The sequence below is a fragment of the Microbacter sp. GSS18 genome (assembly GCA_029319145.1).
Lineage (GTDB): Bacteria > Actinomycetota > Actinomycetes > Actinomycetales > Microbacteriaceae > Microbacterium.
This window is the reverse complement of the sequence record CP119753.1, coordinates 362,738-385,403: the sequence shown is the minus strand read 5'-3', so window position 1 is coordinate 385,403 and position 22,666 is coordinate 362,738. Positions and strand designations below refer to the sequence as shown.

23 protein-coding genes and 1 tRNA gene are annotated in these 22,666 nt (G+C 71.8%); 10 read left to right on the top strand and 14 right to left on the bottom strand.

Features of this window, described 5'->3' with window-relative positions; translation table 11 throughout:
• The first annotated feature begins 26 nt into the window (after positions 1-26).
• The 7 genes from P0L94_01815 (at position 27) to P0L94_01785 (ending at position 4,931) form a co-directional block, all read left to right on the top strand.
• Positions 27-371 (top strand): Lsr2 family protein, encoded by a 345-nt coding sequence (locus P0L94_01815; GenBank protein ID WES64818.1) that lies wholly within the window; start codon positions 27-29, stop codon positions 369-371.
• Between the two features lies 1 nt (position 372).
• The gene (locus P0L94_01810) at positions 373-1,275 is read left to right on the top strand and encodes an ABC transporter ATP-binding protein (protein ID WES64817.1); all 903 of its coding nucleotides are present in this window, start codon (positions 373-375) and stop codon (positions 1,273-1,275) included.
• Positions 1,272-2,846: a hypothetical protein gene (locus tag P0L94_01805; GenBank protein ID WES64816.1), complete on the top strand. Its 1,575-nt coding sequence runs from the start codon at positions 1,272-1,274 to the stop codon at positions 2,844-2,846. Before P0L94_01810 ends, P0L94_01805 begins: the two co-directional genes overlap by 4 nt.
• 148 nt (positions 2,847-2,994) lie before the next feature.
• Positions 2,995-3,276 carry a hypothetical protein gene (locus P0L94_01800; GenBank protein WES64815.1) on the top strand — a complete coding sequence of 94 codons (282 nt, stop codon included), beginning with the start codon at positions 2,995-2,997 and terminating at the stop codon, positions 3,274-3,276.
• A 77-nt stretch (positions 3,277-3,353) separates the two neighbouring features.
• A tRNA-Arg gene (locus tag P0L94_01795) sits at positions 3,354-3,428 on the top strand.
• Between the two features lie 83 nt (positions 3,429-3,511).
• Entirely contained in the window at positions 3,512-3,922 is a 411-nt protein-coding gene (locus P0L94_01790) for a hypothetical protein (protein WES64814.1), read from the top strand.
• A 13-nt stretch (positions 3,923-3,935) separates the two neighbouring features.
• On the top strand, positions 3,936-4,931 hold the full coding sequence (locus P0L94_01785) for a DUF2804 domain-containing protein (protein ID WES64813.1): 996 nt from the start codon (positions 3,936-3,938) through the stop codon (positions 4,929-4,931).
• A gap of 3 nt (positions 4,932-4,934) precedes the next feature.
• Here P0L94_01785 and P0L94_01780 read toward each other — a convergent pair whose 3' ends face one another.
• The 10 genes from P0L94_01780 to P0L94_01735 all read right to left on the bottom strand — a co-directional run bounded on the left by P0L94_01780 (position 4,935) and on the right by P0L94_01735 (position 16,251).
• A complete protein-coding gene (locus P0L94_01780) occupies positions 4,935-5,612 on the bottom strand; it encodes a PhzF family phenazine biosynthesis protein (protein WES64812.1) in 678 nt (225 codons plus the stop codon).
• Positions 5,613-5,712: 100 nt separating this feature from the next.
• Positions 5,713-5,892, bottom strand: a complete 180-nt coding sequence (locus P0L94_01775; protein WES64811.1) for a hypothetical protein — start codon at positions 5,890-5,892, stop codon at positions 5,713-5,715.
• Between the two features lie 123 nt (positions 5,893-6,015).
• On the bottom strand, positions 6,016-6,981 hold the full coding sequence (locus tag P0L94_01770; protein ID WES64810.1) for a zinc-ribbon domain-containing protein: 966 nt from the start codon (positions 6,979-6,981) through the stop codon (positions 6,016-6,018).
• Positions 6,982-7,049: 68 nt separating this feature from the next.
• Entirely contained in the window at positions 7,050-10,463 is a 3,414-nt protein-coding gene (locus tag P0L94_01765; GenBank protein ID WES64809.1) for an error-prone DNA polymerase, read from the bottom strand.
• A 30-nt stretch (positions 10,464-10,493) separates the two neighbouring features.
• Positions 10,494-12,113 (bottom strand): DNA polymerase Y family protein, encoded by a 1,620-nt coding sequence (locus tag P0L94_01760; GenBank protein ID WES64808.1) that lies wholly within the window; start codon positions 12,111-12,113, stop codon positions 10,494-10,496.
• Position 12,114: 1 nt separating this feature from the next.
• Positions 12,115-12,891, bottom strand: coding sequence for a hypothetical protein (locus P0L94_01755; GenBank protein WES64807.1), 777 nt, complete (start codon positions 12,889-12,891; stop codon positions 12,115-12,117).
• A 108-nt stretch (positions 12,892-12,999) separates the two neighbouring features.
• Positions 13,000-13,557 (bottom strand): cysteine hydrolase family protein, encoded by a 558-nt coding sequence (locus P0L94_01750; protein ID WES64806.1) that lies wholly within the window; start codon positions 13,555-13,557, stop codon positions 13,000-13,002.
• A 73-nt stretch (positions 13,558-13,630) separates the two neighbouring features.
• The gene (locus tag P0L94_01745) at positions 13,631-14,128 is read right to left on the bottom strand and encodes an HNH endonuclease (protein WES64805.1); all 498 of its coding nucleotides are present in this window, start codon (positions 14,126-14,128) and stop codon (positions 13,631-13,633) included.
• 322 nt (positions 14,129-14,450) lie between these two features.
• Complete coding sequence (locus P0L94_01740; GenBank protein ID WES64804.1) at positions 14,451-15,236, bottom strand: M23 family metallopeptidase; 786 nt, start codon at positions 15,234-15,236, stop codon at positions 14,451-14,453.
• 313 nt (positions 15,237-15,549) lie between these two features.
• Positions 15,550-16,251, bottom strand: a complete 702-nt coding sequence (locus P0L94_01735; GenBank protein ID WES64803.1) for a metal-dependent transcriptional regulator — start codon at positions 16,249-16,251, stop codon at positions 15,550-15,552.
• Positions 16,252-16,382: 131 nt separating this feature from the next.
• Between P0L94_01735 and serC the strand changes: the two genes are divergently transcribed.
• A complete protein-coding gene (gene serC, locus P0L94_01730; GenBank protein ID WES64802.1) occupies positions 16,383-17,495 on the top strand; it encodes a phosphoserine transaminase in 1,113 nt (370 codons plus the stop codon).
• Positions 17,496-17,516: 21 nt separating this feature from the next.
• On the opposite strand, the gene P0L94_01725 is transcribed toward serC, so the two are convergent.
• From P0L94_01725 to P0L94_01710, 4 genes are read right to left on the bottom strand one after another with little or no spacing between them, the layout of a single operon-like run.
• On the bottom strand, positions 17,517-18,884 hold the full coding sequence (locus P0L94_01725) for a hypothetical protein (GenBank protein WES64801.1): 1,368 nt from the start codon (positions 18,882-18,884) through the stop codon (positions 17,517-17,519).
• Positions 18,853-19,452 carry a 3'-5' exonuclease gene (locus P0L94_01720; GenBank protein ID WES64800.1) on the bottom strand — a complete coding sequence of 200 codons (600 nt, stop codon included), beginning with the start codon at positions 19,450-19,452 and terminating at the stop codon, positions 18,853-18,855. Before P0L94_01720 ends, P0L94_01725 begins: the two co-directional genes overlap by 32 nt.
• Positions 19,449-20,168 carry a DUF3027 domain-containing protein gene (locus P0L94_01715; GenBank protein WES64799.1) on the bottom strand — a complete coding sequence of 240 codons (720 nt, stop codon included), beginning with the start codon at positions 20,166-20,168 and terminating at the stop codon, positions 19,449-19,451. Before P0L94_01715 ends, P0L94_01720 begins: the two co-directional genes overlap by 4 nt.
• Positions 20,152-20,535: a cold shock domain-containing protein gene (locus P0L94_01710; protein ID WES64798.1), complete on the bottom strand. Its 384-nt coding sequence runs from the start codon at positions 20,533-20,535 to the stop codon at positions 20,152-20,154. The genes P0L94_01715 and P0L94_01710 overlap by 17 nt, the downstream gene beginning before the upstream one ends.
• Positions 20,536-20,649: 114 nt before the next feature.
• Here P0L94_01710 and P0L94_01705 point away from each other — a divergent pair, with 114 nt between their 5' ends.
• Together P0L94_01705 and P0L94_01700 are read left to right on the top strand one after the other, a co-directional pair.
• On the top strand, positions 20,650-20,916 hold the full coding sequence (locus tag P0L94_01705; GenBank protein ID WES64797.1) for a hypothetical protein: 267 nt from the start codon (positions 20,650-20,652) through the stop codon (positions 20,914-20,916).
• Positions 20,917-22,644: a helicase-associated domain-containing protein gene (locus tag P0L94_01700; protein ID WES64796.1), complete on the top strand. Its 1,728-nt coding sequence runs from the start codon at positions 20,917-20,919 to the stop codon at positions 22,642-22,644.
• Positions 22,645-22,666 lie beyond the last annotated feature (22 nt).

Here is a 22,666-nt window from a genome sequence, read left to right as displayed (position 1 = left end):
GCGTTTATGCGCGTAATGTGAATGCCATGGCCCGAAGAATCGTGCACCAGCTCGTCGACGACATCGACGGCACCGTCCTCGAAGTCGGAGAGGGCGAGACCGTGACGTTCTCGCTCGACGGCGTCGCCTACGAGATCGACGTCACCGACGCCCACGCCGGCGAGCTGCGGGACGCGCTCGCCCCCTTCATCGCCGCGGCGCGCACTGTCTCGTCCCGCGGCGCGACGCCCTCAGCCCCGCGCAAGCGGCGCCGCTCCGGACAGCAGGACTACAGCGCGATCCGCGAGTGGGCCAAGGCGAACGGCTACGATGTCTCCGAGCGCGGGCGCGTTCCGGCATCCGTCCTCGAGGCATACGAAGCCGCACACTGACATGGCGGGCGACGCGGTCATCGACATCGCGGGGCTCACCAAGAACTTCGGAAAAGTCCGCGCGCTCGACGGCTTCGATCTGACACTCGACGAGGGCGAAGTCCTCGGATTCCTCGGCCCCAATGGCGCGGGAAAATCGACGACCATCAGAATCGTGCTGGGTTTGATGCGGCGATCCGGCGGCACGGTGTCGCTTTTCGGCCGCGATCCGTTCGTGCATGCCGTCGCTCTCCATCGGCGACTCGCCTACGTCCCGGGCGATGTGGCTCTGTGGCCGCAGCTGACCGGCGGGCAGTGCATCGACCTGCTGGGGTCGTCGGGGGCACCGCTGGACGACCGGCGCCGCGCGGACCTCATCGAGCGCTTCGACCTGGATCCGACCAAGCGCATCCGCGACTACTCCAAGGGCAACCGCCAGAAGGTGGCGCTGGTGGCAGCGCTCGCGGCCGACGCGGACCTGCTGATCCTGGACGAGCCGACCTCGGGCCTGGATCCGCTGATGGAGGAGGTCTTCCGCGAGTGCGTGGGCGAGCGCGCGGCGGACGGCGCGTCGGTGCTGCTGTCCAGCCACATCCTCAGCGAGGTCGAGGCGCTGTGCGAGTCGGTGACGATCATCCGTCACGGCAAGGTCGTGCAGTCCGGGAGCGTCGCCGAACTGCGGCGGCTCTCACGCACGACGGTGCACGCCGTGACGCGCTCGCGCGTTCCCGCGCCGGAGGACGCCGCCGTCACGGACGTCCACGCCGTCGACGCCGGCGAGGGCACCGACCTGACCTTCACGGTCGAGCCCGATGCCCTCGATCGCGTGCTCCCGCCGATCCTCGCGGTCGGGGTGACGACGCTCACGGTGCGGCCGCCCAGCCTCGACGAGCTCTTCCTCAGCGCCTACGAAGGCGCCGCGTGAGCTCGCGCACACACCGCAGCGGTTTCGCAGCGGTGCTGCACGTGCAGCTGCGCACCGGGTGGAAGGCGGTCGTCATCTGGATCGTCGCCCTGCTGGGCGGGTACATCGCCACCGTCGGCGCGATCGACGGGCTCTACCCGACCGCCGAGCAGCTGGCGACGTACGACGCGACCGTCGCGAGCGACCCCGCAATGGCGGCGATCAACGGCACGCCGTACGGTGCCGACACCCTGGGCGGCGTCACGTCGAACGAGTTCGGCTTCATCTCGGCGATCGCGATCCCTCTCATGGGCCTGCTGCTGGTCGTGCGTCAGACGCGGGCTCAGGAAGAGAGCGGGATGCTCGAGCTGCTGCGCTCGCGCGGCGTGGGCGCCCGGGCACCCTGGGCGGCCGCCGCGACCGTGGCGGTCACCGCGCTCGTCGTCGTCGCCGCCGGCATGGCCCTCACCCTCATCGCATACGGCGAGGATGCCGGCGGTGCGCTGCTGTACGGCGCCTCGATCGCCGGGCTCGGCGTGGTGTTCGTCGGACTCGCGACATTCGTGGGGCAGCTGCTGCGACGTGCGGGGACCGTGACCGGGCTCGGCATCCTCGTCCTCGGCGCGGCGTACATCACGCGCGCGATCGGAGACGTGCGCGACAACGGCTGGAAGTGGCTGTCGCCGCTGGCGTGGCAGCAGGAGACCCGGCCGTTCACCGACGAGCCCCGCTTGTGGCCGCTCGCGCTCGCGGTGGCCGTGGCCGCCGTCCTCATCGCCGCAGGACTCGTGCTCGTGGGCCGACGGGACCTCGGGGCCGCCATGGTCTCGGCGCGCAGCGGCCCGGCGCGCGCGAGCGGCCTGCTGCGCACGACGCCGGGGCTCGTGCTGCGCATGCACGCACCGTCGGGTGCGGCCTGGGTCGCGGGATCGTTCGTGGTCGCCGCCGTGTTCGGCGCGTTCACCGATGACATCGCCGAGGCGATCAGCGCCAATCCCGCGATGGAGGCGTTCTTCGGCGGTGCATCGAGCGTGAACGACGCGTATGCGGCACTGACCCTGGTGCTGGTCGTCCTGATGGCGATCGGCGTCATCGGGCAGGGGCTCGGCCGCGTGCGATCCGAGGAGATCGACGGCAGGCTCGAACCGACGCTCGCGCGTTCGATCGCCCGCGCGTGGTGGCTCGCATCGCACGCGGCGGTGATGGCCGTGTTCGCCGCTGCCACGCTGCTCGCGGGGACCGCCGGACTGCAGGCGACCGCGGGCACCGAGGTCGACGGGGTCCTCGCCGCGGGCGCCGCCTACCTGCCGGCCCTGCTGGTCGTGCTCGGCCTCGCCGTGGCGCTGTTCGGCGCACTCCCCCGCTCGACCGCCGTCATCTGGATCGTGCTGGGCTACATCGCCTTCGTGGCCATCCTCGGCGACACGGTATCGCTCCCCGACTGGGCGATGACTCTTTCGCCCGTCCACGCCGTCGGCCGCGTGCCGTCCGAGGACGTCTCGGTCGCGGCGGAGTGGGTCCTCGGCGGCATCGGCGCGGCGCTGCTCGCGATCGGCTTCGTGGGATTCCGCGCGCGGAACATCCCCCGCTGACGCGCGCGCGACGCGCGAGGATGCCACACGCGGCGGCGCGAACCTCCGTATCCGGTGGGAATGGGCGCTCAGACGGCCGACGGGGTTGCGGATGCCGGCATTTCTCGGAATCGTGGCCGACTCAGTCCGAACCGGAAGGAGTATCAGCATGCTCACGCTGACCCAGACCGCCGCAGAGGCAGTGAAGAACATCGTCGCCAGCACGCCCGAGGCCGAGGACGGGGGCGTCCGCATCCGCGAGACCGACCCGGCATCCGGTTTCGAGCTCTCCATCGCGAAGGAACCGCAGCCCGAGGACACCGTCGTGGTGACCGAAGGTGCGCGCGTGTTCCTCGACGGCGGCGCCGCCCAGGCCCTCCAGGACCGTGTCCTGGATGCCGAGATGTCGCAGGACGGCTCGGTGCGCTTCGCACTCGCCGCCCAGGGCTGACGCCCGAACCAGAGTCTTCCGGGGCTCCCGCGCAATGCGCGGGAGCCCCGTGTCGTCTCTGTAGACTTGAGCGGCCAGCCTCTGTAGCTCAATGGAAGAGCAGTTCCGTCCTAAGGAAACGGTTGGGGGTTCGAGTCCCTCCAGGGGCGCCACGCGCTCGTCGTCCTGCTGTCACGGGTTCGACCCGAACCTCTTCGGCCGTGCTTCTCACCCGACGGCCCAGTAGGTTGGCGCCGTGACCTCTTCCGCCCGCGCCGCGGGCTCGCTCGCGCCCCTGTCGCTGGCAGCCGCTCTCGTGGCGTGCTCGCCGGACACCCTGGTTTGGGGCGTGGACAGGGCTCAGGTGATCGACCGGACCCGCGAGCTCATCACGGCCGCGGCATCGGGAGACGAGGACGCGTTCGCGTGCGCCGACGGCACCGCCGACTTCGGCGTCCCCGAGGACTGGCACGGCATGTCGCCCGGGGCGCCCGCGCGCATGGCTGCGCCGTCGCCGGACGGGGACGATGCGGCGTGGCGGATCGACCTCGACCTGGACGCGCACGCACGCTCCGGGCGGCTCTTCCCCGCGGCGGTGCTCTATCGTGAGACGCTGAACGGGCTGTGCGTCGCGGACATCGCGTGGTCGACGGCCGACGAGCGCTGATCACGGAGGATGCATGACGCTGGCCGAGCTGACGGCGCCGGTGCCGCTGACTCTCCCGAACGGACGCCTGAACCGCGCAGCCGTCGGCTGGGCCCGGCAGCCCGTGGTCGACACGTCGGGACTCGGGCGCGGACACGGCCGCAACAAGCGCTGGGAGTACTGGAACGTCTCGACGCCCACCCACATCCTCGCCCTGACGGTGTCGTCGATCGACTACGCCGCGGTGCACGAGGTGTGGATCTTCGACCGTGAGACCGAGCGGACGTGGAGCAAGGGGGTCACGGCCATTCCGGCGCGGGGTGTCGAGCTGCCGCCGACGCTCGGGGCCGGGTCGGCGCGCGCCCGCGCGCAAGGGCTCGAGATCGACATCGACGAGGTCGACGGCGGGACGCGGCTGCGCGCCCGCATCGACGGCGCGTCGTTCGATGTCGTCGCCGCGCTCCCCGTCGGGCACGAGCGCCTCGCGGTCGTGGTGCCGTGGAGCGACCGGCGCTTCCAGTACACCGTCAAGGACCTCGCCCGTCCGGCCTCGGGATCGGTGACCGTCGACGGTGTGACCCACGACATCCCCGCGGGTTCCTCGTGGGCGGTCCTCGACCACGGCCGAGGCCGGTGGCCGTACGACATCGCGTGGAACTGGGGCGCCGGCTCCGGTGTCGCGAACGGCCGCGTGATCGGCATCCAGGTCGGCGGGAAGTGGACCGACGGCACAGGGTCGACCGAGAACGCGATCGTCGTCGACGGGCGGCTCCACAAGATCCATGACGAACTGCGCTGGGAGTACGACCTGGCCGCGTGGCGCACGCCGTGGCGCATCAGCGGCGGCGGGCTCGACGCGACCTTCGCACCGTTCTACGACAAGGTCACACGCACGAACCTCGGGGTCGTCTCGTCGCGCACAGATCAGTGCTTCGGGCACTGGAGCGGGACGTTCCGGACCGCGGAGGGCGAGGTCGTCGCGTTCGGCGGGATCCTCGGCTGGGCCGAGGAGGTCCACAACCGCTGGTGACGCTCAGCCGATCTCGGCCAGCCGGGCCTCGGACACGCGACCGCCGACCTCGATCTGGCCACCGGGCAGGACGCGCGTGAAGATCTCGGACCCCTCGCTCTGCCGGATGCGGAGGTCGCGGCCGACGGCGGCGGTCAGGCGCATGGCACCCGAGCCGGTGGCCGCGTCCTCGCGGATCCCGAGCTCGGGGGCGAACATGCGTGCGCGGACGGAGCCGGCGTCCCGGTCGATCCACGCCCAGACGTAGTGCTTTCCGTACCCGTAGGCGTCGGGGTCGACCAGCTCGACGTCCCGCGGCGTGGCGAGCTCTTCGCACAGGAAGTCGGGCGCCCACTCGGGCCTGCCGGTGACGAACACCCGGTCCTCGTCCACGCGGACGCGGGCGATGCCCGCGGGGACCGTCACCGTGCGGATGTCGTCCCCCGACGCCCGCAGCCACGCGGCGACGCCGACGGTCGGGTGCCCCGCGAACGGAAGCTCGCGGGTCGGCGTGAAGATCCGCGCGCGGATGCCGGTGCCGGCGATCTGATCGATGAACACCGTCTCGCTGAACCCGAGATCGGCGGAGATCTCCTGCTCGCGGCCCTTGGTCGACGTCGACGCCCATACGATCCCGAGCGGATTGCCGTGCTCGCCGTCGGTGTCGACGAACACATTGACCACGTTGACCAGGACGCCCATGGGTCGATCTTGTCAGCGGGCACCCCGGCCGCCAACTCCACAAGCCGGATCCGCGATCCTTCCCGAGGCGTCGCGCACCCTCGTGGAGGCCATCGCCCGGCTACGACGGCCCGGCGATGAAGACGACGGCGAACGCGCAGTATCCGACCCACGACGCCGTCGTGAGGATCGTCGTGGCGACGATCAGCCGCCACGCGCCCACCCGCTGCGTCACGATGACGGCGACGACGAAGCTCGTCGGGCGATCGGTGCCGCTGGCGTCCGCGGTCGACTCGGACATGACCGCCCCCCTCCTCGATGCACGTGCGCATCGGCATCCGCATGGGCGAGAAGCTACTCGGTCCCGGCGGGCCCCGCCCGATTCATCCACAGGCGCCCGCTGAGAGGGATCGAGCTGCGCGCATCAGCGCAGATACGCATCGATCATGAGCGGCCCGCGGACCTCGCGGAGCACGTCCAGCAGGCGTGACAGCGCCGTGCCGTTCCAGGCGGCCAGCTGCAGGTCGTGCGGACCGAGCTTCTCGAGCCGGCCGGTGCGAAGCCGGACGACCTCCCAGTGCGCGGCGCGCAGCGCGCGGTCCTTGCGCCGGTCGGCGTCCTCGCGCTTGCCGACATGCTCGAGGCCGTGTCTCCCCGTGCTGTCGTACTCGATCGCGACGCGCAGCTCGGGCAGCAGGATGTCGGGCCACACCTCGACGTGGTCGAAGAACGGGCGTGCCACGCGCACCGCGTTCAGGCCCTCGGTCACCGCGAGCCGCGCGAACAGGTCGGCGCGCAGGCGCGCCTCGACGGCGGATGCCGGGACCGGCGCGCACGCGCTGAGGAACGGCTCCCCCACGGGCAGATCCGGGGTCTCGGCGCACACTCCGCGAGCGCGTCGTGAAGCCCGCGCGCGTCCGCTCGCCGACCGCTGCGCGGCCCGCGGCGCGGTCGTGCCGGCGGCGGGGGCGCCGACAGCGGCGGCAGCAGGGGCGGCACCGGCGGTCGAATCCTGCGGACCGAGGGCTCCGGCCGCCGGATCCTGCATGACGAACGCGCCGGTGTCCGGCATCCGCACGCGTGGCGGATTCGCGAGGGCAGCGCACTCCGGGCACCACACCGACCTCCGCCGCTCGCGCGTCGGGCGCGACCGCTGCTCGGTCGGCGTGGCGACGAACAGGTGGCCGGTGTCGCACTGCCACAGCAGCAGCACGTCGGCGGCCGGCGGGATCTGCGTGAGGGTGATGCCGGCGTTGAGGTCGGGATGGTACTGGCGGATCAGGACCGGATACGGTGCCCACGCGTCGCGGTAGGTGCCGACCTCGTACGGCACGGCGCGACCGCGCGAGAACTGGCGTCTCGCCCACCAGTCCTGCACCCGCTCCGGCATGCCGCGAACGCTACCCGGGGCCTCCCCCATCGGCTCCTGGGCAGCACCGCGGCGGGCTCGAGCACCGTTCACCGGAAATCGCGCGACTGATGCTGCACCCCCACCCGCAGATCGTCGAACCGGTCGGCGAGCAGGTTGGTGACGCCCTCGACCGAACGTTCCAGCATCCCGCGCACGATGAGCGCCGGCGCGTCCCGCACGACGCGGCGATAGCGATTCCAGACCCCGACCGAGCAGATGACGTTGACGAGCCCGTGCTCGTCCTCGAGGTTGAGGAACGTGACCCCGGATGCCGTCGCCGGCCGCTGCCGGTGCGTCACGAGCCCCGCGACCTCGACCCTGCGGCCGGTCTCGTGAGAGCGCAGCTCGCGCGAGGTGAGCACGCCCCGGGCGTCCAGGCCCGAGCGGTAGTGGGTCATGGGATGGTCGTCGGTGGAGATGCCCGTCGCCCACAGGTCGGATGCGAGCCGCTCGTAGGAGGTGGGGTCGGTGAACAGCGGCGGCTGCACCGACACGAGCGAGTCGGGCAGGAACTCCGGCCGGTCCTGCGCCGCGGCCCCCGCGAGCCAGATGCCCTCGCGCCGCGTGATGCCCAGGCACTCGAACGCCCCCGCCGTGGCGAGCGCCTCGACCTGGGCGGCCGTGACGCTCGTGCGGCGGACGAGGTCTCGCAGGTCGCGGAACTCCCCGTCCGCCTCGCGCGCGGCGACGATGCGCTGGGCCGCCACCTTCCCGACGCCCTTGACCCCCGCGAGCCCCAGCCGCACCGCGAACCGTCCGTCCCGGCGGTGCGCGGCGGACTCGTCCGGCGCGTTCACGTCGAAGGGCCCCACCGGCGGCTGGACGCGATGGGCGCAGGCTTCCATGCCCGTGGGATCGACGCCGGCGTCCGACGCGAGAACAGGAGAAACCGGCTCGAGCACCGCCTCCACTCCCGACGCGTGCAGATCCGGGCGGCGCACCTCGACGCCGTGCCGGCGCGCATCGCCGACGAGGGTCGCGGGCGAGTAGAAGCCCATGGGCTGCGCGCGCAGAAGCCCCGCGAGGAACGCGGCGGGATAGTGCAGCTTGATCCACGACGAGGCGTACACCAGCAGCGCGAACGACAGCGAGTGGGACTCGGCGAACCCGAAGTTCGCGAACGCCTGGATCTTGGCGTAGATGGCATCCGCCTCCTCGCCCACGAGGCCGTTCGAGGCCATCCCCTCGTACAGCTTCGCCTTGAGCGACTCGATGCGCTCGACACCCCGCTTGGACCCCATGGCGCGGCGCAGCAGGTCGGCGTCCTCGCCCGTGCACTCCCCCACGGCCATCGCCATCTGCATGAGCTGCTCCTGGAAGACCGGGATGCCGAGCGTGCGCTCGAGGACCGGCTTCAGCTTGGGATGCGCATAGGTCACCTTCTCGAGTCCGAGCTTGCGGCGGACGAACGGATGCACCGCACCGCCCTGGATGGGTCCTGGCCGGATGAGGGCGATCTCGATCACGAGGTCGTAGAACCGTCGCGGCTGCAGCCTCGGCAGCAGCCCCATCTGCGCGCGCGACTCGACCTGGAACACCCCGATGGAATCGGCCCGGCAGAGCATGTCGTAGACGGCCTGCTCCTCCTTCGGCAGCGTCGACAGCTCCCAGTCCTCGCCCGTCGAGGCGCGGATCATGTCGAAGCAGTACTGCAGCGCCGCCAGCATCCCGAGGCCCAGCAGGTCGAACTTCACCAGGCCCATCCACGCCGCGTCGTCCTTGTCCCACTGGATGACGGTGCGATCCTCCATGCGCGCGTGCTCGATGGGCACGACCTCGCCCACCGGCCGGTCGGTGAGCACCATGCCGCCGGAGTGGATGCCGAGGTGCCGCGGCGCCTTCAGCAGCTCGGTGGCGTACTGCAGCACGCGGTCCGGAATGTCGTGCTCCCCCGGGGTCTCGAGCTTCGCACCCCACCCCTCGACCTGCTTAGACCACGCGTCCTGCTGCCCCGGCGAGTGCCCGAGGGCCTTCGCCATGTCGCGGATGGCGTTCTTCGGCCGGTACTGGATGACGTTCGCGACCTGCGCCGCCCGCTCGCGCCCGTACGTGGCGTAGACCCACTGGATGATCTCCTCGCGGCGGTCGGAGTCGAAGTCGACGTCGATGTCGGGCTCCTCGTCTCGCAGGCTCGACAGGAACCGCTCGAACGGCAGATCGTACGCGATCGCGTCGACGGCGGTGATGTCGAGCAGATAGCAGATGGCGCTGTTCGCGGCCGACCCGCGCCCCTGGCACAGGATGCCGCGCCGGCGCGCCTCCTGCACGATGCCGTGGACGATGAGGAAGTAGCCCGGGAAGTCCTTCAGCTCGATGACCCCGAGTTCCTTCTCGATGCGCGCGCGATTCGCGGGCGTGAGGTCCGGGTACTTGCGGGGCACCGCCTCCCACACCAGGTGCCGCAGCCACGACATGGGCGTGTGGCCATCGGGCACCTCCTGCTTCGGCAGCGCGGGCTTGGCGCGGCGCAGCGGAAAGGCGAGCTCGTCGGCGAGGGTCACCGTGCGCGCAACGGCATCCGGATGCCGCGCGAACCGCTCGGCCATCTCGGCGCCCGAGCGCAGGTGGGCGCCGGCATGCGCGGGCAGCCACCCGTCGAGCTCGTCCATGCCGCGGTTCGCCCGCACGGCGGCGACGGCGGCGGCCAGCAGCTGCCGCTCGGGCACGGCGTAGTGGACGTTGTTGGTCGCCACGAGCGGCAGGCCCCGATCGCGCGCGAGGCCCGCGAGCATGTCGTTGTGGCGCGTGTCGAGCGGATCGCCGTGGTCGATGAGCTCGACGTGGACGGCATCACGACCGAACAGCGCGACGAGGCGGTCGAGCTCGCGCGCGGCGGCGCCCGCCCCCTCGGCGGCGAGCGCGCGCCGTACGGCGCCCTTGCGGCATCCGGTCGGCACCACCCAGTGATCGCGCCCCTGCGCGGCGAGCTCGTCGAGGTCGTAGACGGGCCTGCCCTTCTCGCGCCCGGCCAGCTGCGCATGCGTGAGGGCCGAGGCCAGCCGGTGGTAGCCCTCTTCGCCGCGGGCGAGCACGAGCAGGTGGGCGCCGACCGGGTCGGCCTCGCCGTTCTGCGGTGCGGGCAGCTCGAGCGACAGCTCGGCTCCGAACACGGTCTTGAGGGCCAGCGACTCTGCGGCCTCGGCGAAGCGCACGATGCCGTAGAACCCGTCGTGGTCGGTGATCGCGAGGGCGTGCAGGCCCAGTCGCTCGGCCTCTTCGGCGAGCTCCTCGGGAGAGGAGGCGCCGTCGAGGAACGAGAACGACGAATGCGCGTGCAGCTCGGCGTAGGGCACGGTGTCGGCGGGACGCTCGATCGGCGGCGGAACGTACGGACCGCGCTTGTGCGACCACGCCGGGCTGTCGCCGCCGTCGGCGCCGGCGGGCGGCCCTCCCGGTCGTCGGCGGTCGCTGAGGATCCGCTCCATCTCGGACCACGGCACTCCCGGGTTGTTGAAGCCCATCAGCCGCCCCCGCCCGTCAGGGACACTCCCTCAGTCATACGTCGCCTCCGCGGCCCATGCCCCGGCCTCGCACACCAGCAGCCACGCCGTGCCGTCGGCATCCACGACCTGGAACCGGTGGGCGCGCCGCGCCCGGGCGGGATCCCACCCGCGTTCGTTCACCGGCCACGGCCCCGCCCACGACGCGATCCCGAGGACGCGATCGCCGAGCCCCAGCTGCGCCGGCACCGCCGAGAGCGTCCCCCGCTCGTCGATGTCGACGGCGAATCCGCCCTGCGAGGTCACCTCGACGGGGCGCTGCGGCGTGAAGACCGTCGCCGGCAGCGGGTCGGGGAGGCTCCCCGGCCACGGCCTGGCACGCTCGGCGGCGAGCCCCGCGCGCCCCTTCTCGTGCCGGTCGCCCCACGGCACCAGCACCTGGCGCTCGGCGAGCCACCGGCCGCCGCCGACATCGGGGGTGAGCACGCCCCGATGCCCGAGCATCGCCTGCACGCGCGACAGCGCGTGGTGCACGCGCTCCTCGGGACCGGAGCCGAAGATCGCCGGAGCGTGGTGGGATGCGTCGTCCACCGCCTCGGGAGAGATCCGCACCAGCGCCACGGCGCTGCGCAGCCCTTCGGCCTCCTCGGCGAGCTGCCAGCGGACCCGGTCGACCACCGCCGATGCGTCGAAGGACGCCGGATGCAGCCACACGCGCTCGCTGCGCTCGCCCCGGTCGCCGGTGAGCTCGACGCGCAGCTCGGTGCACACGAGGTCGACCGCCCCCAGACCCGAGATGAACTCCTCGGCGGCGACGCGCATGCCGAACGCGACCTGGTCGGCGAGCTCGAGCGGCGGCTCGAACGCGATCTCGCGATGCAGCTCGGGCGGCGGAGTGCGCGGGCGGACCGGCTGCGAATCGCGGCCCGCGGCGAGAGCGTGCAGGCGCACGCCGCGCTCGCCGAAGCGCTCGCGCACGCGTTCCGGGTCCATGCCGGCGAACTGGCCCAGGGTCTGCACGCCCAGGCGGGCGAGCAGGCTCACGAGGTCGGCGGGCGGGACGTCCCGCGACGTCGCCACCACGCCGAGCAGGGACGACTGGCCGAGCGCCGCCACCGAGAGCGGCGCGAGGAATCCGGCGGACCCGCCGGCCGGAACCGTGAACACGGGCTCCGCCGCGCTCGTGGCGAGCATGGCAGCCTGCTCCGCCGTGAAGGGCCCGTCGGCCACCGCTGCGCGGGCGCCGGCGAGTCCGTCCTCGGCGAGCGCGGCGAGGATCGTGCGCGCGGCGCGATCCTCGCCGCCGTAGTAGCGGGCGGGTCCGCGTGCGCGCAGCGCGCACAGGCCGGGGTGGACCGGCTGCACGCCGGGTGCGAGCTGCTCGATGTGCGAGATCACGGGGGCGAACGCCCGGTGATCGCGCGCCGGGTCGGCCGGGATCACCGTCAGCAGCGGGCACCGCGCCTGCGCGTCGCGCCGTCGCTGGCCGGGACGCACCCCGTCGGCGAGCGCCGCGGGAGAGGACGCCACGACGACGTTGCGCTCGACGACGGCGAGGGGCGCGCGGGCGTCGGCCGCCGAGCCCTTCTCGCGCAGGTACGCCACGACCGGCCAGTCCGGCAGCCAGAGCACGAGACTCCGCTCGGGGGGCGCCACGGGATCGGGAGACATGTCAGCCCGCCGCCCGCGCCGCCAGCGGCACCAGGTGTGGGCGCTCGACCGGCATCACGGCGTCGGGCGCACGCGAGACGTCCCCCCGCGCGTCGGGCAGCATGACGCGCGCCCGACGGGGCGTCGGCCACCGACGGCTCGCCGAGGTCACCGTCACCGCCCGGCCCTCGAGGTAGCCGTGGCCCCGCCCGAGGCCGCGCCACTCGGGCTGGTCGACCGTCAGGACCGCCTCGGCCTGCGGCCACGGCCCGTCGACGAGGAGCACCGCACCCCGGTCCCGCAGACGCGCGGCCAGTCGCGACACCTCGCCGTCGGCCACGCGACCGCGCGGACGCACCGCGACCACGGGAAGCACGTCGGCGATCGTCGCGGTGACGGCGAGCCAGCGCCGGCCCGGCTCGGGGACGAGCACGAGCCGCGACAGGTCGACCCCCATCGCGTCGGCCGCCTCGACTCCCAGCTGGGGCATGCCCACGGCCCCGCACCATGCCCCCGATCGCGACGGCACGGCCAGCAGTCCCAGCAGCAGGGACGTCGATCCGGGCAGCGAGTATGCGGCTCCCGGCCGCAGCCCGCGTCCGGGCAGCAGCGGCGCGAGGGCGTCGTGGACCGGCAGCACGGGCTCGTCGAGTCGGCGCCCCTGGATGCGCGCGACCTGGTCGCGCAGCCGCTGCATGGTGTCACCGCGCGCACCGTCACCGCGCGCACCGCCTGCCGGCACCGTGTCATCGGACACCGCACCGGTCGAGAGCGCTTCACTCTGCACGACGACCACCACCCCGACATCGTAGAACGTATGTTCTAATGCTTCAATGTCGATTCGAACGGTACGCGTGGCCTCCGACATCGGAAACGACGGTTTCCGTGCAGGATGTTCGACAGTCTGCTAGATCAGGTCGCTCGTGGCCGAGATGCGGGCGAAGTCCCCCTCCTGCAGCTGAAGCGCCGTCGTCGCCATGAGGTCCTCGGCGGATCGCGACACCGTGCCGATGCCCGGGACCTCCGCCGACAGGTCGAACGTGCGCGTGGCGTCGATCGCCACCGTCACGTCGTAGCCGAGGTTGCCGGCCATGCGTGCGGTCGTCTCCACGCACATGTCGGTCTGGATGCCGCACAGCACGAGCTCTCGGATGCCGCGATCGCGCAGCCAGGCGTGCAGGTCCGGGTCGCCGTAGAAGGCCGAGTTGACGTGCTTGGTCACCAGCACGGCCGGCTCGATCTCGGCGACCGTGTCGACCAGGGCGTTTCCCGGCTCGCCGGGGCTCAGCCCGAAGCCGGGCTCGAGGGAATCGTGCCGGACGACGACGATCGGCTCGCCCGCTCCCGAGAACGACTCGAGAAGAGCCCGGACGTTCTGCTCGCACGCGGGGTTGGACAACCGGCCCCAGACGGACTCGTCGTCGAAGCCGCGTTGCATGTCGATCACGATGAGGGCGCGCTGCATGCCCCCATCAGATCACGCGGAGACGGTCGTCGGAGCTCACCGGGGGAAACCGTCCCCGAGACGCACCGGACCCTCAGGCGGCGAGCGCCAGATACGGCTCCCAGCGCGGATCCGCACGCTCGGTGCCCCGCACCGTCCACTGCCCGCCGCGGGGAGGCGCGGGAAGGTGGCGCAGCTCCCATCCCATCTCCTGCGGCGTGCGGTCGCCCTTGACGTTGTTGCACCGAAGACAGCACGCGACGAGGTTCTCCCACGAGTCCGCGCCGCCGCGGGAGCGTGGCAGCACATGGTCGATCGTGGCCGCCGACTTGCCGCAGTACCCGCATCGGTGGGCGTCGCGACGCAGCACGCCGCGTCGGGTCACCGGGACGTGGCGGACGCCCGGCACGCGGACGTAGCGGGTGAGGATGATGACCGCGGGGCGATCGTAGGTTCTTCTCGTCCCCCATACCGGCTCGGCCTCGACATGCTCGATGACCGTCGCCTTCTCGTTCATCACCAGCACGAGCGCGCGCTTGAACGACACGACCGCGAGTGGCTCATACCCCGCATTCAGCACCAGAGTGCGCATTCCTCATCCTCTCGAACGGCCGGGACGGCTTCCCGGTGATTCGACTCTTCGGCGCGATCGAGGAACGAGAGGGCACGAAAAAAGGCGCTGTCTACAGACAGCGCCTTGGCGCGACGGAATGACCGCAGCATCCGCTCATGCGATGCCGAAGGACGTGGCGTCCGAGCGCAACCGTGGTTCGGATGCGTGGGATGCTGCCCATTCGACGACCTCCGCTTCTCTCAAGCGTCCGTCTCAGGCTAGTGCACACAGCGACATGCGGGCGCACACGGCGGTTAACGCCGTGTTGCGTGTCGGAGAACGAAAGCGCCGGTCAGGGCGCTCAGCCGGCGTTGGTGGTCAGCCAGGCCCAGGGGTCCACCACCTGGTCGTTGATGTGGACCTCGAAGTGCAGGTGGCACGCCGTGGAGCTTCCGGTCGAGCCGACGACACCGATCTGCTGGCCGGCCGAGACGCTCTGCCCGGCCGAGACCATACGGCTGCCGTAGGTCATGTGACCGTACAGCGTCCACACCGACTGACCGTTGAGGACGTGGTCGATCACGACGGCCACGCCGTAGCCGCCGAAGCTCTCCTGCGACACGCGCACGACGCCCGACGCGGCCGCGTACAGCGGCGTGCCGCACGAGGCGAGCAGGTCGACGCCCTGGTGGTAGCCGGAGTCCCACAGACCGCGGCCCTTGGTGAAGTTGAGGATCGGCCAGCGCACGTTCCCGCTGCCGGCGCTGATGCTGACGTTGACGGGGACCGACGCGGCGGCGGCGGCCGCGGCGCGGGCGCGCTCGGCGGCGGCGGCCGCAGCGGCCTCCTTCGCCTTCTTCTCGTCGATCTCCTTCTGCGTCGTCGCGGAATAGCTCTCGCGCGACAGGTCGACCGACTCGGCGTCCGAGGCGACGACGAGCGACTGGGCATCGTCGAGCGCGATCTGCTGCAGTGTCACCGTCTCGTCGCCGGACGTGCGGAAGGCGCCGTAGGCGGGGAGGGCGACGGTGGCGATGAGGCCGCCGACCATGGTGAGGATCGCGGCGGTCCTGAGGGGATTGACCTTGCGCTTGCGCGCGGCCTTCGCCGGACGGCGCGGTGCCGTCGTGGTCGCCGGACGGGTCACCGCGGTACGCCGCGAGCGGTCACGTCGCGTCAGACCCGCCGTGTTCGCCGAGTCACCGCCCTGGGGCGTATCTCTGTCTTCAGCCAATCGATCCTCCGGCGCCTCGACGCCGGAGCGCCGGCTCGTCAGCACTCGATGTCGGGGCACGTTGTGCATTCACCGTGCAGAGGACGAGCCGGGAGGCGTTCTGCGCGGTGTCCGTACGGCAGGCTTCGCGCCATCCGGACTGTTCGAGGCTACCGGAAGGTAACGAACATGTCACGTTTCAACGCTGGCAACCCGCTGGACATCCGCTGAACGGGGTTGCCGGAGGTCAGGCGACACCCTCCACGAGGAAGATGTGGCCGGCCACCTCGACGGGCAGCTCGAGGGCGTCTTCGCGCCCGTCCATCTGCACCAGCACGTATCCCTCGCTGTAGCGGTAGTCGCCGTGCGCTCCCGGGACGACGCCCGCCGACGCGAGCTGCTGGAGCAGCTCGGGGTCGACCTGCGCGGGCTCGGCGAGCCGTCGCACGGTTCCCGTGATGGGCCCGCCGGCGTCGTTGAGCTTCTTCACCAGACCGACCACGCCCTGCTCGAACTGGTTCGCCGGGATGTCGCCGAGCTGGTCGAGGCCGGGGATGGGGTTGCCGTACGGGGACTCGGTGGGGTGACCGAGCAGCTCGACCAGCCGCCGCTCGACCTTCTCGCTCATGACGTGCTCCCAGCGGCAGGCCTCGTCGTGGACGTAGGCCCAGTCCAGGCCGATGACATCCGAGAGCAGACGCTCCGCGAGCCGGTGCTTGCGCATCACGTCGACGGCCTTCTGCCGTCCGGCGCCGGTGAGCTCCAGACGCCGGTCGTCGGTGACGACGACGAGCCCGTCGCGCTCCATGCGCCCCACCGTCTGCGACACCGTGGGGCCCGAGTGCCCGAGCCGCTCCGAGATGCGTGCACGCAGCGGAACGATGTTCTCCTCCTCGAGCTCGAGGATCGTGCGCAGGTACATCTCGGTCGTGTCGATCAGGTCGGTCATCGGGTCGTCCTCGCTTCGGAATCGAGCAAAGGACAGCCTAACCGTCCCCGGTCGCCGTGTGCCGCGCATCCGTGTCGTCACAAGGGGACCTTCGTCCGGTCGCGGCGGGCCGTTCTCCCTAGAATCGAGCCATGTCACACGTCTCGCTGCCCCGTGAACTGCTGCCCGTCGACGGACGCTTCGGCTGCGGCCCCTCGAAGGTCCGCGCCGCCCAGCTGGAGGCTCTCGTCGGGCCGGGCGCCACGATCCTGGGGACCTCGCACCGGCAGGCGCCGGTGAAGAACCTCGTGGGCCACGTCCGCTCGCGCCTGGCTGAGCTGTTCCGCCTGCCCCACGGCTACGAGATCGTCCTCGGCAACGGCGGGTCCACCGCGTTCTGGGATGCCGCGGCGTTCGGGCTCATCGAGAGGCGCAGCCAGAACCTGGTCTTCGGAGAGTTCGGCGGCAAGTTCGCCAAGGCTGCCGCCGCCCCGTGGCTCGACGCGCCCGATGTGCGCAAGGCCGAACCCGGCACGCGCGCCGTGCCCGAAGCCGTCGAGGGCGTGGATGTGTACGCCTATCCGCACAACGAGACCTCCACGGGCGTCGCCGCGCCGATCGCGCGCGTCGCCGGCGACGACGGGGCCCTGACCGTCATCGACGCCACCAGCGCTGCGGGCGGCATCGACTTCTCGGTCCACGAGACGGACGTGTACTACTTCGCGCCGCAGAAGAACCTGGGCTCGGACGGCGGCCTGTGGTTCGCGGCGGTGTCGCCGGCGGCGATCGAGCGCATCGAGCGCATCGCGGCATCCGGGCGCTACATCCCCGATTTCCTGAGCCTGAAGAACGCGCTGGACAACTCGCGCCTGAACCAGACGCTCAACACGCCCGCGATCACGACCCTGCACCTGCTGGGCTCGCAGCTGGACTGGATGATCGAGAACGGCGGACTGCAGTGGGCGGATGCCCGCACCCACGAGTCTTCGGACGCGCTGTATTCGTGGGCCACCGCGTCCGCCGCGGCGACGCCTTTCGTGGCCGACCCCGCGGACCGCTCCCCCGTGGTCGTCACGATCGACTTCGATGACAGCATCGATGCCTCGGCGATCGCGAAGAGCCTGCGCGCCAACGGCATCGTCGACACCGAGCCCTACCGCAAGCTCGGGCGCAACCAGCTGCGCATCGCGACGTTCGTCTCGATCGAGCCGGACGACGTGCGCCAGCTCATCCGCTGCATCGACTACACGCTCGAGAACATGTGAGCCCGGCGGCGCGGCGCCCCGTCAGTGCGCCGCGCCGGCCTGCACGTCGCGGATGTAGGCGCGGATCGTCGGCACCGACTCCAGCTTGTCCTTGAAGAACCCGTTGACGACGTTGACCACCCGGGTTCGGGCGCCCTCGACCTCGGACGAGCGCAGCACGGCATCCGAGGAGGACTCCAGCGTGCGCCGCAGGGCCAGCAGCGCATCGACGATCTCGATCTCGACGTCGCCCTCGAGGGCGCGGGTCACCTCGATGACCAGGTCGTCCGCCTGCGCGCGCACCTGCTCGACCGGGATCGCCGAATCCGGCCGCGTCGCGTTGTCGAGGGTCGAGATGAGCGACCACACCTGATACAGCATCGTCGCCGGCTCGTCGAACAGCTCGCGCACGAACGCCGCATCGAGGTGCCGGCCCGACAGCCGGAACAGGTTGTACATCCGCTTGGCCGCCTTGCCGTAGTTCACGTTCTTCGTGAGGTACTTGCGGACCTCGCCCTCCAGCGCTTCGACGTAGTCGTCGAGCGCGTCGTCGGAGACATGGGCGACCACCTTCACGAACGTGGGCACGGCGTCGGCGTCGAGGTAGACCTCCTGGAAGTAGGCGTCGAGGTAGCCGTCCAGCGGCACGATCTCGCCGTCGGGGCCCTCCCACGTGACGTCGATGACGTTGCTGGCGTTCGCGAGGCGCACGCGATCGGGGTCGGCGACGACCCAGTCGAGCTTGCACCATCCGGGATCCTGCGCGGCGTCCTCCCAGCGGATGACGGCGTCTGCGCCGTCGGCGGTCGTCCAGTGCAGCTCGCCGGCGGCGATCTCCTCCGGCGTCCACGAGATCGGCGTCCCCCGCTGCACCGGAGCGCCGGCGTGGCGGCCGTCACCCGGGTAGCTGCCGAGCTTTCCCTCGATGAACTGGAAGCCGTCGCCGCGGTCGAAGTCCTTCGCCTTCTCGCGCATCAGCTCACCGAGGATCCGGCACGCCTCGGCACGCGTGCCGGCGCGGATGTTCAGCCGCTCGAAGTAGTCGCAGTCCCCCGGGTACGTCTGGATCTTCGACTGCGCGGCCGATCCCGACAGCGCCAGGGCGCTCTCGGCGACGCCGTCGGGCCCGGTGACCTCGACGATGCGCCCGATCCGGCGGAAGCGCTCGAGCTCGTGCGGGCTGAAGTCGAGCATCGAGATGCGGTGGCCGAATGTGCCGGACTCGGCGTCGACGACGAGATCCTCGCCGCCGGCGGCCATCGCCGCCAGCCATCTGAGGGTCTCGCTCTCGTCGAGCTCGATGCCGCGCGCGCGGGCCGCGGCCGCCATCTCGCGCACCGCCACGATGGGGTCGAAATCGTCGGCCGGGCGCGGCACCTCAGCGTCCCGCGGCTCCTCCGGGCTCGTCATGGGTCCCCTCTCCCGCTCGTGCGCGCAGCGCCTGGAACAGCTCCGCCTGATCACGTGCGTCCTCGAGGGCATTGTGGCTGAGTTCACGTCCGCTCAGGAAGAGGGGGGCGAGACGGCGCATGCTCGTGTCGCGCCACGAGCACCCCAGCAGGCCCATCGCGTACGACTTGATGTCGAGCGGCGCGTGGCCGAACGGGTTGCGTCCGAGGTAGCGCTGGAAGTAGTCGGCGACGAACATCCAGTCGAATCCGGCGTTGAACCCGACGAACACCGCGGTCGCGCCGGCGGGCGTCACCGCATCGACCCAGTCCGCGAATCGCGCCATCGCGGCGGCCGGGTCCGTGCCCGACCGCGAGAGCTCCGCCGTGGACAGACCGCTCACCGCGAGCGCCTCGGGAACCGACCCCTCGCGGTCCGGTCGCAGCTCGATGTAGAGCCCCGATGACGGATCGTCCACCACGCACGCGCCGATCGACAGCAGCGCGTGGGCTGTCGGGCTCGGACCCGCCGTCTCGACGTCCACCGAGATGAACGTCTCGCGCGGCGCGCCGTCAGCGAGCGGGGTCACTCGCCGTCGCGGTCCTCGTCGGACGCGTCGGCGCCGAACTCACCGGACCCATCGTCGGAGTCGTCGTGATCGTCATCGGGCTGATCGTCGTCGTCGGACTCGTCGTCGTCGTCGTCGGACTCGTCGTCGTCGTCGGACTCGTCGTCATCCTCGGACTCGTCGTCATCCTCGGACCCGTCGTCATCCTCGGAGTCACCGTCGTCCTCGGAGTCATCGTCGTCCGGCTGCTGTTCGTCGAGTTCGTCGATGTCGACGCCGTCGACGTCACCCGCGTGGAGGATGGGCGAGCCGTCGGGATCGAAGTCCGACTCGTCGAGGTCGTCGACGTCCTCGAGCTCCTCGGAGTCCTCGTCCTCGTCGGCCTCCTCCTCCGCGGCCGCGGCCTCGGCGGCGGCGGCCTGCGCGGCCTGGTAGTCGGCGAGGCGCTCGGCCCACGGAACCCAGTCGGGCGCCAGCAGCGCGCCGTCGCCGGGAAGCAGCTCGGCCTCGAGCACCGTCGGCTCGGCGTCGCCGACGCGGGCCACGCTCACGGTCCAGTACCAGCCGGGGTAGCCCCCCAGCCGGTTCTCGAAGCGCAGCGAGACGATCCCTTCGTCCTCGACGCGGTAGCCGGCGGCGGGGCCGACGGATGCGGGCGTGGTGATCTCGTGCAGGGCGGCGAGGGCGAGGTCGCGCGCGTCCAGGAGCGCCGGGTCCGGCTCAGGCGTCGAGTTCATCGGCGACCTTGCGCAGCACCGCTGCGACCTTCTTCGCGTGGCCGCCGCTCGGGTACCGACCGCGGCGGAGATCGGCGCCGATGCCGTCGAGAAGCCCCACGAGGTCCTCCACGATGATGGCCATGTCATCGGCGGGCTTGCGAGCGCGCTTGGCGAGGCTGACGGGCGCCTCGAGGAAACGGACCGACAGGGCCTGCGGTCCCTTGCGGCCGTCGGCGACGCCGAACTCGACGCGGGTCCCCTGCTTGGGCGCAGCGGATCCGGCGGGGAGGGCGCTGGCGTGCAGGAACACGTCCTGGCCGTCATCGGTGGCGATGAAGCCGAAACCCTTGTCCTCGTCGTAGAACCTGACCTTGCCGGTGGGCATTGCGCGAACCTCGCATGAGAAGAGCCCGCGAACGCGGGCATGACGGTACCCGGGACCACGGCGGCCCCGACCTCCAAGACTACGGCACGCGCGGCACCGGGTACGCTGGAGCGAATGAGCACCCGAACCCCGGGCGACGACGTCCCCGTCCGCCCGATCGATCGCCTCCTGGCCTTCATGTCGCTGGGACTGCTGCTGCTGTCGATCCTGGCGTTCTTCGCGATCATGATCGGCTCCAGCACCGGCGCCGACATGTCCACCGGCATCTGGCCGGTCCTGGGCGTCCTGGTCTACATCGCGCCGGTCGTCGCGTTCATCATGCTGCTGACGGTGCTCATCATGAGCCTCGTCCGGCGGTCGCGGGCGAACCGAGGCGACTGAGTGCCCTCCGACGAGCGCGCACTCGCGACGTGGCTGGCCGCTCGCGAGGACGACGCGCTCGCCGAGATCCTCGCCGCGCGGGGCGTTTCACCCACGGCGGCGTGGCAGGACTTCTTCGATGCGGCGGACGGCCTGCTGGATGCCGCATCGCTGGACCGGGCGCTCACCGCGCAGGACCGCCAGACGCTGATCGCTGTGGCAGCGGATGAGCCTCCGGGCGACGTGACGACCCGTGATCGCCTGACCGGACTCGCGCTCCTCGGCGAGGACGGGCGGCCTCTGGGCGCCGTGCGGGAACGCGCGGATGCGCTGAGGGCATCCGCCCCCGAGGCCTTCGCCGCGCAGGCTCCTCCCCCGCCGCCCACGGCGTCGGAGCCCCGGCAGGCGGCCGCCGCCGCCGAGCGCCTCTTCACGACCTCGGGCGCGCTCGCCGATGTGCTGCTGACCGCCCACGCGACGCCGCTGACGCGGACGGGAGCCGGCGCCGTCAGCGCCGTCGACCGCAAGCGGCTGATCGAATCGGGAGCGGTGGATACGGTCGACGAGCTCGACGACCTCGTGCTGCTCGCCGAGAGCGCGGGGCTCGCGGTCGCGGTCGACCGCGAATGGACCGTCACCGACGCCGCGCGCACATGGCTCGAGGCCCCGACGCCGCAGCGCTGGCAGCGCGTCGCAGAGGGCTTCCGAGACTCCCTCCCGGCGGGCCTGCGGACATCGGACGGCGGCTGGATCGCCGTGGAGCTCTGGTCGGGCGCGTATCCGCTGAACCCCGACTGGCCGGTCCGCGCCGAGCGCCTCATGCGCGCCGCGGCGCGATGGGGGCTCATCGCCGCCGACGGCAGCGAGCCCGCATGGACGACGCCCCTGCGCGAGGGACGCGTCGCCGACCCTGCGCCCCTCGCGGCGATGCTCCCCGCGGAGATCGACCGCGTATATCTGCAGGCCGATCTCAGCGCGATCGCGCCGGGGCCCCTCGCCCCCGCGCTGGACCTCCGGCTGCGGACGCTGGCGCGACGGGAGTCCCGCGCCCAGGCCTCGACCTACCGCTTCACCGCCGATTCGCTCACGGCGGCCCTCACCGAGGGCGAGACGGCGGAGTCCATCCGCGCCTTCCTCGGCGAGCTCTCGCTCACCGGCATCCCGCAGCCGCTGGAGTATCTGATCGAATCGACGTCCTCGCGACACGGGCTGGTCCAGGTGAGCGCCGACGCCGCCTCGGGTCGCACGCGCGTGGACAGCGACGATCTCGGCGTCCTCGATGCGCTGTCGGTCGACCAGGCCCTGAGACCCCTCGGGCTGGTGCCGGACGGCGCGGGGCTCGCGACCCGCGTTGGACGGGATGCCGTCTACTGGTCCCTGGCCGACGCCCGCTACCCCGTGGTCGCGGTCGACGCCGACGGACGCGCCGAGGCGATGCACCGGCGCACCGCCAGCGGCACGGCCGTCTCATCCGCCGAGCCGGCCGAGACATACGCCGCACTCGTGGCGAACCTGCGGCAGGGCCACGGCGACTCCGGCGAGGACGCGTGGCTCCAGCGCGAGCTGGAGCAGTGGGTCCGCGCCCGGGCCGAGATCATCGTGACGGTGCGCATGCCCGACGGCAGCGAGCGCACGCTGAGGATGGAGGCCACGGGCCTCGGCGGCGGGCGCCTGCGCGGCCGCGACCGCGCCGCCGACATCGAGCGCACACTCCCGGTGACGAGCATCGTGAGCGTGCGGCCGGTCTGAGCCGGACGCGACTAGACTGGTC

Bases quoted from the DNA above. Each gene is read 5' to 3' on its own strand.
- P0L94_01760 (WES64808.1), bottom strand. From the start codon at position 12,113: ATGTCTCCCGATCCCGTGGCGCCCCCCGAGCGGAGTCTCGTGCTCTGG.
- P0L94_01705 (WES64797.1), top strand. From the start codon at position 20,650: ATGAGCACCCGAACCCCGGGCGACGACGTCCCCGTCCGCCCGATCGAT.
- P0L94_01745 (WES64805.1), bottom strand. From the start codon at position 14,128: ATGCGCACTCTGGTGCTGAATGCGGGGTATGAGCCACTCGCGGTCGTG.
- P0L94_01725 (WES64801.1), bottom strand. From the start codon at position 18,884: ATGACGAGCCCGGAGGAGCCGCGGGACGCTGAGGTGCCGCGCCCGGCC.
- P0L94_01715 (WES64799.1), bottom strand. From the start codon at position 20,168: ATGAACTCGACGCCTGAGCCGGACCCGGCGCTCCTGGACGCGCGCGAC.
- P0L94_01770 (WES64810.1), bottom strand. From the start codon at position 6,981: ATGCCGGAGCGGGTGCAGGACTGGTGGGCGAGACGCCAGTTCTCGCGC.
- P0L94_01780 (WES64812.1), bottom strand. From the start codon at position 5,612: ATGGGCGTCCTGGTCAACGTGGTCAATGTGTTCGTCGACACCGACGGC.
- P0L94_01785 (WES64813.1), top strand. From the start codon at position 3,936: ATGACGCTGGCCGAGCTGACGGCGCCGGTGCCGCTGACTCTCCCGAAC.
- P0L94_01775 (WES64811.1), bottom strand. From the start codon at position 5,892: ATGTCCGAGTCGACCGCGGACGCCAGCGGCACCGATCGCCCGACGAGC.
- P0L94_01800 (WES64815.1), top strand. From the start codon at position 2,995: ATGCTCACGCTGACCCAGACCGCCGCAGAGGCAGTGAAGAACATCGTC.
- P0L94_01810 (WES64817.1), top strand. From the start codon at position 373: ATGGCGGGCGACGCGGTCATCGACATCGCGGGGCTCACCAAGAACTTC.
- P0L94_01750 (WES64806.1), bottom strand. From the start codon at position 13,557: ATGCAGCGCGCCCTCATCGTGATCGACATGCAACGCGGCTTCGACGAC.
- P0L94_01735 (WES64803.1), bottom strand. From the start codon at position 16,251: ATGACCGACCTGATCGACACGACCGAGATGTACCTGCGCACGATCCTC.
- P0L94_01815 (WES64818.1), top strand. From the start codon at position 27: ATGGCCCGAAGAATCGTGCACCAGCTCGTCGACGACATCGACGGCACC.
- P0L94_01710 (WES64798.1), bottom strand. From the start codon at position 20,535: ATGCCCACCGGCAAGGTCAGGTTCTACGACGAGGACAAGGGTTTCGGC.
- serC (WES64802.1), top strand. From the start codon at position 16,383: ATGTCACACGTCTCGCTGCCCCGTGAACTGCTGCCCGTCGACGGACGC.
- P0L94_01765 (WES64809.1), bottom strand. From the start codon at position 10,463: ATGGGCTTCAACAACCCGGGAGTGCCGTGGTCCGAGATGGAGCGGATC.